Consider the following 13,460-nt stretch of genomic DNA (forward strand, 5'->3'; position numbering starts at 1 on the left):
ATTAAGCCCAAAGTTTTATGCATATGTTAATCAAAATAAGGTAAGCAGTCTTAGATTTCAAGTTATTTGGGTGACAGATGTTCTTGACTTATGCACTTTATGCTCCTAAAATTTTTATTTTCAGCTCTATCTATAATGTCAGTAGCGGTATTAAGTATATTTCAAATAATATTGGTTGTTGTGTTAGTAATTTTAGTGCTCTTGCAGCCACCTGGGAGTAGTTCGTTAAGTGGTTTTAGTAATACACAACAGGGGGTCAACTCGATGATTCCAGTGAAATCTTCTGAAAACCCGCTCAGCAGAGTAACGGCTATTGTTGCTGGATTGTTTATTATAAATACATTGCTATTGTCAGGATTATGTTCAAAAGACGTACATAAAAAATCGATCGCAGAGAAAATTATATTAGAAAAAAAGCAAGAAAGTGAACCTACTTCTGTTCCATTTGAAAATTAATGAAGGAAGCTAAATTTATCTTTGTTACAGGTGGAGTTGTATCGTCGCTTGGTAAAGGCTTAGTTGCTTCAAGCGTTGGTGCGCTTCTTCAAGCTCACGGTTTTAAGATCCGTATCAGAAAACTTGACCCGTATCTCAACATTGATCCTGGGACAATGAACCCAACTCAGCACGGAGAGGTATTTGTGACCGAGGATGGTGCTGAAACTGATTTGGATCTTGGGCATTATGAGCGTTTTACTGGAATTAAAGCAACAAAAGATGACAATATAACAACTGGTAAGATATATCATGAGTTATTGAAGAAAGAGAGGCGTGGTGATTATCTGGGCAAAACTGTGCAAGTCATTCCTCATGTGACAGATTTGATCAAATCGTTCATTTTTAATGGTACGGAAGGTTTAGATTTTGTAATATGTGAAATAGGCGGAACTGTAGGTGACATTGAAAGCCAACCATTTTTGGAGGCTATACGTCAAGTTAACTACACATTAGGAAAACAAAGAGTTATCCTTATTCACTTAACTTTAATACCATATCTTACTGCAGCACAAGAATTAAAGACAAAACCAACGCAGCATTCAGTTCGAGAGTTAAATTCCGCGGGGTTACAACCAGATATTATATTATGCCGCAGTGAGAAAGAAATTTTCGATAATCAAAGAGAGAAAATAGCTAAGCTTTGCAATGTTTCTTTATCCAATGTGATACCTGCTCCTGATGTGAGTCATATATATGAGTTACCGGTGTTGTATAGCCAATGTGGGCTTGATACGCAAATTTTGGAGCACTTTCATTTAAGTAAGCCAAAACCAAGCTTGATTGAATGGGATCAAATAGTGCATTCTATAAGGCACCCAACACAGGAAGTTACTGTATCTATAGTGGGAAAATATACCGAATTCCCTGATGCATATAAATCACTAGTTGAAGCATTAAATCATGGTGCGATTAGTAATAAAGTCAAAGTAAGGATAAATTGGGTTAACTCAAGAGAGAAGGAAGAAAAACCTATAAATGAAAAACTTATAGGAGAGAAATTACAGAATTCTCATGCAATCCTTGTTCCAGGGGGGTTTGGTGATGACGGAGTAGAGGGTAAAATATTAGCAATAAATTATGCCCGTACAAATAATATCCCATTTTTCGGAATTTGCCTTGGTATGCAGCTTGCAATTATTGAATTTGCTCGTAATGTTGTTAAGCTTGAAGATGCACACTCTGAAGAATTTCGTAACTGTAAACATCCAATCGTTAAGTTAGCTGGCGATCAAGATGACGATCTTGGTGGAACCATGAGACTCGGGGCATACAAATGTAATATAAATGCAAACTCTAAAATGATGGATGCATACAGTAACACTACTATTTCAGAAAGGCACAGACATAGATATGTAATCAATTCAGATTATAAAGATGATTTGGAAAAAAATGGACTGCTATGCAGTGGCATATCAGAAGATGGAACGTGCATAGAGGCAGTGGAGTTAGAGAGTCATCCGTGGTTTATTGGTGTGCAGTTTCATCCAGAATTTCAATCAAAGCCGTTTTCTCCTCATTCTCTTTTCGTGTCGTTCGTTAAAGCAGCAATTGATAAGAAATAAGTGCCTAGTGTTTAAGTATCAATATATGGAGCTTGCCATAGAGCAAGCCAAACTCGCTCAAAAAAATGATGAGGTGCCCATAGGTGCTGTAATAGTGAGTGGAGACAATATCATTTCTTCTGCACACAATATATCCAGCGATCCAACTGCACATGCAGAGATGTTAGCGATCAGACAAGCATTTTCAACTTCCACGCTTTGTGATGCTGATATGTACGTAACATTAGAACCATGTCCGATGTGTGCTCAAGCTATTTCCTTTGCCAGAATTAAACGATTGTACTTTGGAGCTTATAATCCAAAAGGTGGAGGAATTGAAAATGGTGCTAAGATATTTCAATTTTGCAGCCATATACCTGAAGTTTATGGTGGAATATTAGAAACAGAATGCTCTTTTTTGTTAAAGGATTTTTTTGAGAAACTAAGGAACATTTGATAAATCGTCATGCTACTTGTTTTCCGATACAAAATCGTCATCCCGCTACGTGTTAGCGGGATCTATGCTAGGAGATACCGTGACGGTATGGCGGTTAAGTAATTCGTTATTCCAGCGTGTGACGCACAACTATACAAACATTGTCCACCAGCAGGGTGTCATCCGAGTAGCTGACACTGCCCTCCTTTGTCATCCCAGTGCCCAGACACTGGGATCCAGAAGACTTAATTTTAACCAAGTGGCTGCATAATAAAGGCTGGATTCCAGTGTCAAGCACTGGAATGACATTACAGGGACACTGGGATGACATCATCCTTTTCTCTGGATTCCAGACTGGAATGACAGCAGTCCTACGTCATACCGTCACGGTATCTCTAGATCCCGCTAACAAGCAGCGGGATGACGGTTGTCAGGGTGTCAGCTACTTAGATGAAACCCTTTCCCGGTGGAGATCACTATCAAATCACATAGGAGAAAACTAAGACCAATCAAATTTCTTATCTTGCGGTTTTATTTGCAATATTGCTACCACACTGACCAACAAGCAGAAGACTATATAAAGCCCAGCAGCAAGGTTTGTTTGAGGAAATGTTACAGTCAACCAAATACAAACCATAGGAGTAAATCCTCCATGTAACGCATAAGAGATATTGCGTGATAAGCTCACACCACTAAATCTAACATTGGTAGGAAAGAGTTCAGATGCAACTATTCCTATGGGAACTATACCCCTTTCTATTATAGAGAGAACCATTACGCTCAACGCAATCACAAGATAATTTTTATAGTAATATGCAATAGATAACGCAGGACAACACAGTGCCATTGTAATTGCTATAAATAAGATTGCAGTGCGCTCTTTTCCAACTTTATCAGCCAACATTCCAAACGCTATTGAAGATATCGGCATTAATACACTGGTTATAATCAATACAATTTCGTTGATATATGTTGTTACATAAACATCCACTGATGCTATTTCCTTTGCGAGAGTTCGAAGAAATATGGTAAATCCAACAGCAACATTAACAGGTACAGATATTAAAATAGCAAGTATAAGAGCTCTCTTGTGGCGTTTTATAAGCTCTATTATTGGCAAATCAGGTAAATTTCTTTGTTTTCGATTTTTTTCATATGCTGGAGTTTCTCCCAATGTGTATATGCTATACGCGCTAATTAATCCTAAAATAGCTGAGAAAATAAATGGCAATCTCCAACCCCAGGTACAAAAATCAGTAGTTTTTTTGCAGATAATCACTATCACCGCAGAAAGCAAGACGCCAATGGAGCGACCAAAACCCATCATTCCAAAATACATCCCTAAGTTCTCTTTCCTACTGGATAAATGCTCTATAAGATAAACAGAACTTCCTTGTTCACCACCAAGTGCAATTCCTTGTGTTATATGGATTGCAAGAAGCAATATAGTAGAAATTATACCTACTTGATTGTGACTTGGAATAAATGCAATGAGACTTGATGGTATCGATATTAGCAAGATAGTAATTATTAATGCTATCCTCCTTCCATACCTGTCACCAACGTGACCAAATATGAATGCACCAAGTGGCCTTACAATTGCACCTAGCACTACAATTCCAAATAATTGCAGTATGTTACTGTAGACATCTTTTGCAAAACAAAACTCTCTGCTGATTATGTTAATCAAATCAATAAAAAGCATGTAGTCATACCATATTGCGATTCTGCAGAGTATGGTTGATATCAACACCCTTGTTTGCACTAAATTCAATTCGTAAATGTTTGCTTATTCTATTCTGGCTGCTTTTTGGGATTTTACAACCTAAACATATGGAGTTGACTTTTTTATTATGGTGTGTGATAATTGCAGTGTTATTAAGTTTAGTGGTAAAGTTATAATGAATATAGCTTATTTAGCAGCACTTATAGCAGCAGCTATAATAAAAATAGCAGCAGTAATACTTTATGCTATAATGTGTATAAGCATTTTCTTTATATTATTTAAGGGAATTAAAGAACACTTAGATTCAAAAAGATTTCTATCTCTTCTGAAAACAGTAGGTGTAATTTCTATAATACTATCAATTATATCTCTCCCACTTATTATATTAAGCCTTACTACTCCGTCACCTCTGGTAGTAGGTATAGTAGGTGGTATCGTTGGTGCTATTTCCATAATACCATTAATAGTAGCTTACATTTTGCTTGTGGTTATATCGAATACATTAACGAAAAAAACAGAGCCTGACAACCATCAGTCCTCATTCTTAACTCCTCTTTTACTGTTTATTGGAAACATTGTAGCTGGAGCTCTTATCGCTGTAAGTGGCGCTTTTCCAATATGTAAAGTGGATTCCTGGTCATCTTTATCAGCAGCACTAGAGTCCTTACTTGCAGTAGGAATACATGCACTAGCACTTACGGTTGCAACTACAATTGGAGTAGCTATTGTAATCGAGCTTGCTAAGCAAGCTAAGGAGTACATATCAGGTAAAATAATGCAAGCAGAAAAAGAACCTGTGACTGATACACATGAAGAACCAGGCTCTAAAATGGAAGAAACAGAAGAAGAAAAAACTGCTGGAAATGGGTGGAAAGTACCTACGTAAACTGCTTTTTTTATTGAAAAATTTAGAAAGATGTTGTAAAATTGTTATAGTAGTAGATTTTGGTATTAACATTAGCGAAAAAGTTTTAAAGAATCTTACTCGCTTGGCTAAAGTGAAAAACCAATCAGTTCAAGAGCTAGCAGAGGGGTTTATACAAGAAGCGATTGAACATGAGGAAGATATAGCGATAGTCAAACTCGCTATCCAACGTGACACCCGAAATGCAAAATTCATCAGGCATGAAGACATCAACTGGGGATAAGTACCTAATCTGTTATGAGGAAAATGTAGTTCACGAAGATATTCCAAGTCTCACTGCCATTAAGTTAAGGAAAAAAGATAGATTTTATGGGATAATGATGTATACCAATAAGTTTAAAGGTAGTATGAGTAAAAAAGGCAGTAATAAAATTTATTCAAAATGAATTGGCAAGTCTAGAATTTATAGAATCCCATAAATCATCTTCAAAAGATTTTATGAGAAAGAGGAAGTTATCTTTTATTGACATATTTATCTTAATTTTAAGAAAAAGTGTAAAGTTGCTGCAAGTAATACTAAACGAATTTATTTTATATAGGAAAAAAGACTATACCGTTACTGCTAGTGCTTTTAGTCAAGCAAGAAAAAAAATGAAACACAGTGCATTTTCAGAAATTAACGAAGGTGTGGTTTCCTTGTACTACCAAGACCAAAAATTTAAAACTTGTTTTGGCTTTAGAGTGTTAGCTCTTGATGCCTCCAAAATCATTTTACCAACAAGCGTTGAAATAAAAAATGAATTTGGCTCAAGAAAAATACGTAACCAAAAACCAAAAGATTTAGGTGATTATGCAAGTGCAACCTTTGCGGTTTGTTATGATGTGCTAAATAATGTTGCCATAAGGTCAGTGTTAGATAGAGGTAACACTCATGAAATTAACTTAGCAGATGAAATGCTTAAAGTTGTAAATACTAATGACTTACTGATTTGTATATTTATTTTATAAATTTCTTTCTAGCCTTACAAAAAGAAAAATTGCTTATGTCATTCGATGTCCCAGATCATCTTTTAATGAAGTGAATGCTATGTTTGAAGAAAAAAGCCCATCTAGTGTTGAGGTTACCATATGTGCTCAGCGTAAGATAAAACAAGAAAATAGTGGAATAACGCTTCAAAGTGGTACTGCCATCTGGTGAAATTGAAGTGTTAGCTACATCATTAATGGATGAACAAAAGTTTCAAACTGGAGGATTTAAGGAGTTATATTTTTTACGCTGGGGAGTTGAGACATTTTTTGCAAAACTCAAAGGAAGACTAAGTCTAGAAAATTTTACAGGAAAAAGTGTTGAGTCTGTTAAACAGGATTTTTGGTCAGCTATCTTTATTAGCAACCTAGAAAGTGTTATGACAGAAGATGTAGAAGAAGCGTTGAATATGGACTTAACCGATGATAAGCTTAAGAGGAGCATTAACAAATCTGTCTCATTTAACGCGATCAAAAACTTGGCTTTCGACATTTTTGCTACGGAATCAGATACTGACTGCATTATGGATCAATTATCAAAGCTATTTTTGATGAACACTTTGGCGGTAAGAAAGGGAAGGAAAGTTGATCGTCATAAGGTACCTTATCTTCGTTCGTTCAATTACCAAAAAAGGGTTAGAAAACACATATTTTGACTAGAGGTAGTATTCATATCTTCTGATAATAACTGGGTAGCTTATTGCCATAGCTCCTGTAAAATGACTTCTAAACAAACTATTTCTTAAGTAATTTACACTTCAGAGTTTATCTGCTTTAAAGTTTACTCTATTCTGTTTCAGCATTTGTCATAAATCCTTAATTATTTCTGACTTTTTAGTTCAGTTTTTAACCATTCTTTCCTTAACTTAATGGCGGTGGACCTCAGCCCCTTTCTCCAGTAGAAGATTAACTAATTCTAAATTACCTTTTTCTGCAGCATAATGCAGTAATGTATTACCTGTATTATCTTTGTACTTTACAAAAAAAGCTACTATCTCTGATCTATTGCGGGAATTTGCTAATTCAAAAGGTGTTAATCCATCCTCGTTCTTAGCATTAATACTAGCCCCTTCCTGTACTAGCTTTTTTACCTCTTCATAATTATTGTTGTTAACAGCTAAGTGCAGAAGGGTATTGCTATGATTATCCCTTCCCTCTATATTTATGAAATGTTGAAATAACATTACCTTACCCTCTAATACGTTTTGATTGAAGTGAATAAAAAAAACACCTTAGATCCTAATCCATAACCCCTCAACATTAGTAATTATATTTTGAGCATAATACTCCATCTTTAAAACTTGTCAACCCCTATTTAGAAATTTTTTATGGAATAATTTTTGATGAAAGTCTTCAATAAACTATTGCTAATTTAGCAATACATGCTGTTAAAAACTTAAATGATACAACCATTTCCAGCGCCCAAAACCGCTACCCATGAAAATAAGTTTTCTTGGAATCGGCCGGTCTGGATAACCATACGTGTCAAGTTAAGGGAAAGTGAGAGGAAAGTTAGTAGAAGGAAGGGAAAAAATAAGGTATAAGCCCTCTTAAATTTATCAAACAAAACAAGAGAACTTATAATGAACAAAATAACTCATTTATCAAAAACCCTCAACGAATTTTTTAACGAGAAAGCAGATAACAGCAACAGGCTTTGTTAAAAGAAAGAGAAAGTTGAGTGGTTCATCATTCGTAAAAGCTATAATTTTGGGTAACATAGGAGTTGAAAACTGTAGTATAGATGAAATGTGTCAACTATTAAATGAAGATTCAGTGGTAATGACAAAACAGGGTTTGGATTTTAGATTTACTGAGAAAGCAGTGGAATTTATGAAAAGAATGTATAATGAATCTTTAGTTTTATTTAAAAATAGCTTACAGGTTAATTGCAGGATTTTGAAGCAATTTAGAAGCGTTAAGCTATTGGATAGTAGCTCTACCTAATGGTATGGAGGATATATATAAAGGTTATGGTACTAGCTACAGTGGTTATGAGAGCAATACTAAGTCTGGAATAAAATTACAGTTAGTTTTCGACTACCTAAATCAGACATTAGACCAACTTGATTTAACAGAGGGAATAAGGTCCGATCAAGGTTATAGAAACCATTTAAGCAATATATCAAATGATGATTTGCTAATATCTGACTTAGGTTGCTTTGTACCAAGTTCTTTTGAACAAATTGATAAAGCTGGAGCTTATTTTGTTAGCCGTTGATACCAATATATATGATATAGAAACAAATCAAAAAATAGAGTTGTTGGAATGTTTAGAAGGTCAATCCCTTCTAGAGATGGAGGTGCTATTAGGAAAAGAAGTAAAAATTAAAGTGAGAATTATATGTCAGAAGTTAACTGAAGAACAGTCTATAATTAGAAGAAGAAGGGCTAATAAGTTAGCAAAATCACATATTTTCTCAAAAGAATCAAAAATTGCTGGATTGGTCGATATTCATAACTAACGTTCCAGAGAGTAAAATCAGCGCTGAACAAGTATTAACAATTTACAGGGTAAGATGGCAGATTGAATTATTATTTAAATTGTATAAGAGTCACATCAGGCTTGACGAACTTAAAGGAAAACCATACAGAGTATTATGTGAACTATACGCTAAATTGTGCGCAATTCTTATATTTCATGGAATAGTTGGTTGTATAAAACTGAAAGAGAATACAGAGCTGAGTTTAACAAAGGCATTCATTGAATTAAAAAGAAGGATTAGGGAGTTGTTTTTAGCGTTAAGCAGCAAAATTAATAATTTGAGAATTTTCCTGAAAAAACTTACCACAGACTGGTCACAATTTTCTGTGAAAGACAGACATAGAAAAACTAGAGTATCCACCTTAAGTTCATTGAATTTTCTTACCCTTGCTTCTTAACTTGACGCGTATGGTCTGGATAACAAGGTCTTCTTCCTATACTCCATATAGGAGCAGAAAGTGCCCCAGAAAAAGTACCAACCTGCCCCTACCCACTCTGAGAAGTTATTATCTTCTCTTGCTTTCAACCAAGCAATACTTATTCATACCATCTGGGTAAGGTCATTTAGCTTTCCTTAATATTAGCTATAATTCTGATCATATCTTTTAAGTGTGTAAGATAGTACTGAACGCTCAATCTAACTTATCATTGCACTCTTTATCAAAGCAAGTGCAAGCGTACAAACTGAATTTAGATTTTTCATCTACTAGATATGAACCATCTTGATTTTGAAATCTTATTTTAGTCTCCACATAAATATGATTTACTCTGTTATTCCTCTCATCAAGTAAATATCTTTTTTTTTTATCAAATTTTAATTTATAGCAGTCAATTAACTGATCACATTTTACTGAAGCTTGTATCATTAAAAAGTCATAATACAATTGTTGAGCATAATGGTATTTTTCACATCTATTACCATAGCAACTAGAATAAGTATATTCTGGATCAATTGTATAATTAAACTGAATTGTTGCTATATTTTTATCATTCTGCACGGATACTGCTTGATTTTCTTGGGTTAATTTTGAAAATTGAATTTTACCTTGCCCTAAAGTGTCAATTTTTATTTCTATGAAAATGTTTTTAGTATCTGGAACTTTTGCCCATGTCATAGCTCCACCATTTTGTTCGACTATATCGGATATCTTTATTACCAAGTCTTTATAAATTTGAGCTAATGTTACTGTCTTCATTTCTTCTTGGTTGTAATATTGCTGAAAGTTATCTATTTCCATAGGTATAACATATAATCTGATTTTATAAGATATTCTACCGGGATTAAAATATCGTAAATCTTAGGCGTTATAAACAAAATTTACAGGAAAAATAAGATGATACTACTCAAAAAGGCAAACAAGACGGTATTTTTCTGGCATAAGTTAGCGTTCAGCTTTACCTTTCCTTGCAAGACATTTTAGAGCTATTATGTCTTACTTCTTGAAGATACAAGTTAGCGTTTTTAACCCGAATTCTGGATTGGAGATTAAAAAAAACAAGAATATCAATAGCTTATTGTTTTAGCATTTACGATAAAGCAGTAAGCATTTTAAGACTAGTTACTAATTTAGTAAAATTCAAGACTTTCAATAATTTACCTAAAATCTAATCCAGAATTCGGGTTAATAATAAAATCTTGTTTTTTGAAAATGAATTTGGTAAACTTTAAAGATGTATGTGACAATATGGTGATATATTGTTTTTAGTATTTAATAAATTAAAGTACGTACTTGATAATTTTTCTGAACGCTCTAATCAAGCTAAAATAGGTAAGCTAGATAAAATTATTCTTAGTTTAAAATTGGTATAAGGTATTAAGATGAAAAAAATTGAAATTTCAGAATTACTAACAAGAATTTCAATCTGTTTACTATGCGTGGCAACTATTATCTCTATCGCTTTTTTGTTTGCCTATATGCATACGATGTTGCTTAGTAAAGGGTATGAGTTAGCTGCACATTATGTTAGTGAAGCTATGCCTTGTGTGTTACTTGTCGTTCTCCTTTTTATTGTTTGGTTTGTATATGATCAAGTATTCAGCAAACTAAAGGAAGTAGAGCTGCCTATATCGATAGAATTAGCTAATTCAGATGATAAAAGAATAACATTTGCTGATGCTATAATTGATGACTCCTTAAGACAACGGTTGCAGATGATTTGCTGTGGCCAAGTGACAGAAGAAATGCACAAGCTGTTTGGAAATAAAAGTATTAATTCACTAAGAGGTTACATATTACATGGCCCTCCTGGAAATGGTAAAACACTTATCGCTCGTGCAATTGCAGGTGAATCAAATATGAATTTCATAAGCATCTCAGGTCCTGAACTTATTGGAGTATATATTGGTCATGGTGCACATGCTGTACGCGAGCTTTTTAAAATAGCAAAAAAATATTCTCCTTGTATAGTCTTTATAGATGAAATAGATGCAGTTGCTCAAAAAAGAAGTACCGCTAATAACTCAGCTTACCATTGTCGAGAGAGTTTAACACAGTTATTAACTGAAATAGATGGATTTAAGAGCAGAAAAGATATAATAGTAATTGGTGCAACTAACCTTATCGGTGATATAGATCCAGCACTTATTAGACCTGGACGTTTAGGTCAGAGGGTTTATATCCCTAATCCAAGCGTAGAAGCGAGACAAAAAATATTAGAACTTATATGCGAGGTACAGAAGCCGATAATGAGTAAAACATTGCGGAAAGGACTAAAGGCTATTCTGGGGCTGAGTTAGAGCAATTAGTAGATGAGGCAAAAATGTGTGCTGTTGAGGAAAGACGGCCTAAGATTAGTAAGAAAGATTTCGATCATGCGCTTCGCGGGTTAAGTCCAGAACAAGAAAGAGAGAGAATAAGGTTGGTTTCAAGCAAGCAGGCACAAACACAGACAGAAAACACTTCTTTTACACGGTATTAACATAAAAATTGAAATTATAGAAGTGTAGCTGAGCCAACCTTCGTTATTCTTATTATTACCCACAAATAAAGACATGGTATTGCATTTACTCAAATAATTTAATTTTATTAACCTGAAAGCTTATTGGATTAAAATTATTAAATTAAGAGTTATAATTTTAGCAACTAAAAGCTGTAAATTGCACCATATAAACAGTTATTTCAAGCAAAAGTTATACTGACCTTAGCCAGAAAAAGTGGTGGAAAAGTTAGGAATGTTTTTTACAAAAAAAGACAGTATCAATAAAAAGGATTTTATTCTATTTGAAATATAAAATTATCATGTATTTTTCTGTTATTCCCAAGTGAATTATTATTAACTTAGCAGTATATATTATTAAAAACACAAGCAATACAATCATTTTTAGCAACCAAAACCAGCAAGCGTGAGAAGATTTTTTTTTGGAATGAGTTGGTCATGATGTTTGTAAAACTTAATTTGTACACTTTACTTACCCCCAGTAATTCTGATATAGTTACTTTAGTTAAAGTCTATAAAAGTTTATAAATGGCAACCTTAAGTGTAAGAGAAGCTTTATGCACAGCAATTAGAGAAGAAATGCAAAACGACTCTGATGTGCTTATCATGGGTGAAGAAGTTGCAGAGTATGATGGTGCTTATAAAGTAACGAAAGGATTACTGAAAGAGTTTGGAGAAAACAGAGTAGTTGATACGCCTATTACCGAACATGGATTTGCTGGCCTTGCTGTTGGAGCAGCATTTGCTGGATTAAAGCCAATAGTCGAGTTTATGACTTTTAATTTTTCTATGCAAGCTATTGACCAAATTGTGAATTCCGCAGCAAAAACAAATTATATGTCGAGCGGACAACTTGGATGCCCTATAGTATTTCGTGGACCAAATGGCGCTGCAGCAAGAGTTGCTGCACAACATTCTCAATGCTTTGCAGCTTGGTATTCGCATATACCGGGGTTAAAAGTAATAGCACCCTATTTTGCCTCCGATTGCAGAGGTCTGCTTAAAGCTGCAATTCGTGACCCTAATCCGGTAATATTTCTAGAAAACGAAATAGCTTATGGACATGAGCATGAAGTTTCTGACTCTGAGCTATCAAACAAAGATTATCTACTTGAGATAGGCAAAGCTGCTGTTATACGGGAAGGAAAGGATGTAACTATCACTGCTTTTTCATTAAAATTAATGGATGCCTTAAATGCAGCAGATTTACTTTCGAGTGAAGGTATAGAAGCTGAAGTTATTGACCTCAGAACCTTAAGACCACTTGACACTCAAACCGTTATTAACTCTATTCAGAAGACTAATAGGTTAGTTAGTGTAGAAGAAGGATGGCCATTTGCAGGAATAGGAGCAGAGCTGTCAGCCGTTGTTATGGAACAAGGATTTGACTACCTTGATGCTCCAGTTGTACGCGTAACTGGCAAGGACATCCCCTTACCTTACGCTGCAAATCTAGAAAAAAAAGCATTACCGCAAGTGGAAGATATAGTTGAAGCCGTGCATCAGGTCTGTTTTAGAAAAAAATAGTTCTTTTTTGTGTCTCCTGTTCCGCATTGGTCCATCAAAGAAGTATTTCCAGTGCCGCCTATACCACCCATTACTTTTATGACGATAGTTTTAGCACCGAAAAATACAGCACAAAATATACCGAGTGCAAAAAGAGCTGGCCATGGCATTCTACCAAATATCGCAAGCAAAGCTGCACCTATTATCACTACGGTCATAAGCGGTCCGCCTATTCCCCAAACGTAGCCAATAATGTTACATATTACTTGAGCAGTTGTATCAGTATTAGTGTCAGCGGCAGCACTCCCAACATGAGAAAAAGAAATAAATAATACTATAAGAAAAATATTGAAAATTCTCTTGATTGTAGGATTCATCTCTATACCTTAAACTTAGATATTGTAATTATATCTAAAATAGTATAATTTTTAGTAAAACTA

14 protein-coding genes and 2 pseudogenes are annotated in these 13,460 nt (G+C 34.6%); 11 read left to right on the forward strand and 5 right to left on the reverse strand.

What is annotated here, in order from left to right; translation table 11 throughout:
- Positions 1 to 135 precede the first annotated feature (135 nt).
- From secG to AAGD93_RS03895, 3 genes are read left to right on the forward strand one after another with little or no spacing between them, the layout of a single operon-like run.
- The gene (secG, locus tag AAGD93_RS03885; protein ID WP_264373820.1) at positions 136 to 456 is read left to right on the forward strand and encodes a preprotein translocase subunit SecG; all 321 of its coding nucleotides are present in this window, start codon (positions 136 to 138) and stop codon (positions 454 to 456) included.
- The gene (locus AAGD93_RS03890; RefSeq protein WP_341819084.1) at positions 456 to 2,060 is read left to right on the forward strand and encodes a CTP synthase; all 1,605 of its coding nucleotides are present in this window, start codon (positions 456 to 458) and stop codon (positions 2,058 to 2,060) included. The genes secG and AAGD93_RS03890 overlap by 1 nt, the downstream gene beginning before the upstream one ends.
- Before the next feature lie 25 nt (positions 2,061 to 2,085).
- Positions 2,086 to 2,496, forward strand: coding sequence for a nucleoside deaminase (locus tag AAGD93_RS03895; protein WP_182319297.1), 411 nt, complete (start codon positions 2,086 to 2,088; stop codon positions 2,494 to 2,496).
- A gap of 106 nt (positions 2,497 to 2,602) precedes the next feature.
- Here AAGD93_RS03895 and AAGD93_RS03900 read toward each other — a convergent pair whose 3' ends face one another.
- Positions 2,603 to 2,773, reverse strand: a complete 171-nt coding sequence (locus AAGD93_RS03900; RefSeq protein ID WP_341819932.1) for a hypothetical protein — start codon at positions 2,771 to 2,773, stop codon at positions 2,603 to 2,605.
- Between AAGD93_RS03900 and AAGD93_RS03905 the strand changes: the two genes are divergently transcribed.
- Positions 2,763 to 2,978 carry a hypothetical protein gene (locus tag AAGD93_RS03905; RefSeq protein ID WP_410529882.1) on the forward strand — a complete coding sequence of 72 codons (216 nt, stop codon included), beginning with the start codon at positions 2,763 to 2,765 and terminating at the stop codon, positions 2,976 to 2,978. The genes AAGD93_RS03900 and AAGD93_RS03905 overlap by 11 nt on opposite strands.
- Here the strand turns inward: AAGD93_RS03905 and AAGD93_RS03910 are convergent.
- Positions 2,975 to 4,180, reverse strand: coding sequence for an MFS transporter (locus AAGD93_RS03910; protein WP_341819906.1), 1,206 nt, complete (start codon positions 4,178 to 4,180; stop codon positions 2,975 to 2,977). The genes AAGD93_RS03905 and AAGD93_RS03910 overlap by 4 nt on opposite strands.
- 196 nt (positions 4,181 to 4,376) lie before the next feature.
- On the opposite strand from AAGD93_RS03910, the gene AAGD93_RS03915 reads away from it, so the two are divergent.
- The 3 genes and pseudogenes from AAGD93_RS03915 to AAGD93_RS03925 all read left to right on the forward strand — a co-directional run bounded on the left by AAGD93_RS03915 (position 4,377) and on the right by AAGD93_RS03925 (position 6,748).
- A complete protein-coding gene (locus AAGD93_RS03915; protein WP_341819088.1) occupies positions 4,377 to 5,087 on the forward strand; it encodes a hypothetical protein in 711 nt (236 codons plus the stop codon).
- Positions 5,065 to 5,349 carry a hypothetical protein gene (locus AAGD93_RS03920; RefSeq protein ID WP_341819089.1) on the forward strand — a complete coding sequence of 95 codons (285 nt, stop codon included), beginning with the start codon at positions 5,065 to 5,067 and terminating at the stop codon, positions 5,347 to 5,349. Before AAGD93_RS03915 ends, AAGD93_RS03920 begins: the two co-directional genes overlap by 23 nt.
- 143 nt (positions 5,350 to 5,492) lie before the next feature.
- A pseudogene (locus AAGD93_RS03925) lies at positions 5,493 to 6,748 on the forward strand (IS4 family transposase).
- 210 nt (positions 6,749 to 6,958) lie between these two features.
- Here the strand turns inward: AAGD93_RS03925 and AAGD93_RS03930 are convergent.
- A complete protein-coding gene (locus AAGD93_RS03930) occupies positions 6,959 to 7,276 on the reverse strand; it encodes an ankyrin repeat domain-containing protein (RefSeq protein ID WP_341819090.1) in 318 nt (105 codons plus the stop codon).
- 399 nt (positions 7,277 to 7,675) lie between these two features.
- Between AAGD93_RS03930 and AAGD93_RS03935 the strand changes: the two are divergent.
- A pseudogene (locus AAGD93_RS03935) lies at positions 7,676 to 8,975 on the forward strand (IS4 family transposase).
- A 234-nt stretch (positions 8,976 to 9,209) separates the two neighbouring features.
- Here the strand turns inward: AAGD93_RS03935 and AAGD93_RS03940 are convergent.
- Complete coding sequence (locus AAGD93_RS03940) at positions 9,210 to 9,815, reverse strand: hypothetical protein (RefSeq protein WP_341819091.1); 606 nt, start codon at positions 9,813 to 9,815, stop codon at positions 9,210 to 9,212.
- Positions 9,816 to 10,396: 581 nt separating this feature from the next.
- On the opposite strand from AAGD93_RS03940, the gene AAGD93_RS03945 reads away from it, so the two are divergent.
- The 3 genes from AAGD93_RS03945 (at position 10,397) to AAGD93_RS03955 (ending at position 13,041) form a co-directional block, all read left to right on the forward strand.
- Positions 10,397 to 11,314, forward strand: a complete 918-nt coding sequence (locus AAGD93_RS03945; RefSeq protein WP_341819093.1) for an ATP-binding protein — start codon at positions 10,397 to 10,399, stop codon at positions 11,312 to 11,314.
- Complete coding sequence (locus AAGD93_RS03950; RefSeq protein ID WP_341819907.1) at positions 11,275 to 11,496, forward strand: hypothetical protein; 222 nt, start codon at positions 11,275 to 11,277, stop codon at positions 11,494 to 11,496. The genes AAGD93_RS03945 and AAGD93_RS03950 overlap by 40 nt, the downstream gene beginning before the upstream one ends.
- 546 nt (positions 11,497 to 12,042) lie before the next feature.
- A complete protein-coding gene (locus tag AAGD93_RS03955) occupies positions 12,043 to 13,041 on the forward strand; it encodes a pyruvate dehydrogenase complex E1 component subunit beta (protein WP_341819094.1) in 999 nt (332 codons plus the stop codon).
- On the opposite strand, the gene AAGD93_RS03960 is transcribed toward AAGD93_RS03955, so the two are convergent.
- Entirely contained in the window at positions 13,017 to 13,397 is a 381-nt protein-coding gene (locus tag AAGD93_RS03960) for a TrbC/VirB2 family protein (RefSeq protein ID WP_015588961.1), read from the reverse strand. The genes AAGD93_RS03955 and AAGD93_RS03960 overlap by 25 nt on opposite strands.
- Positions 13,398 to 13,460 lie beyond the last annotated feature (63 nt).

Source organism: Wolbachia endosymbiont (group A) of Brachyopa scutellaris, assembly GCF_964026995.1.
Classification (GTDB): Bacteria; Pseudomonadota; Alphaproteobacteria; order Rickettsiales; family Anaplasmataceae; genus Wolbachia; species Wolbachia pipientis.

Excerpts from the sequence above, each read along its gene's own strand:
- AAGD93_RS03945 (WP_341819093.1), top strand. The coding sequence starts at position 10,397 with ATGAAAAAAATTGAAATTTCAGAATTACTAACAAGAATTTCAATCTGT.
- AAGD93_RS03915 (WP_341819088.1), top strand. The coding sequence starts at position 4,377 with ATGAATATAGCTTATTTAGCAGCACTTATAGCAGCAGCTATAATAAAA.
- AAGD93_RS03940 (WP_341819091.1), bottom strand. The coding sequence starts at position 9,815 with ATGGAAATAGATAACTTTCAGCAATATTACAACCAAGAAGAAATGAAG.
- AAGD93_RS03895 (WP_182319297.1), top strand. The coding sequence starts at position 2,086 with ATGGAGCTTGCCATAGAGCAAGCCAAACTCGCTCAAAAAAATGATGAG.
- AAGD93_RS03920 (WP_341819089.1), top strand. The coding sequence starts at position 5,065 with ATGGGTGGAAAGTACCTACGTAAACTGCTTTTTTTATTGAAAAATTTA.
- secG (WP_264373820.1), top strand. The coding sequence starts at position 136 with ATGTCAGTAGCGGTATTAAGTATATTTCAAATAATATTGGTTGTTGTG.
- AAGD93_RS03890 (WP_341819084.1), top strand. The coding sequence starts at position 456 with ATGAAGGAAGCTAAATTTATCTTTGTTACAGGTGGAGTTGTATCGTCG.
- AAGD93_RS03910 (WP_341819906.1), bottom strand. The coding sequence starts at position 4,180 with ATGCTTTTTATTGATTTGATTAACATAATCAGCAGAGAGTTTTGTTTT.
- AAGD93_RS03955 (WP_341819094.1), top strand. The coding sequence starts at position 12,043 with ATGGCAACCTTAAGTGTAAGAGAAGCTTTATGCACAGCAATTAGAGAA.
- AAGD93_RS03930 (WP_341819090.1), bottom strand. The coding sequence starts at position 7,276 with ATGTTATTTCAACATTTCATAAATATAGAGGGAAGGGATAATCATAGC.
- AAGD93_RS03960 (WP_015588961.1), bottom strand. The coding sequence starts at position 13,397 with ATGAATCCTACAATCAAGAGAATTTTCAATATTTTTCTTATAGTATTA.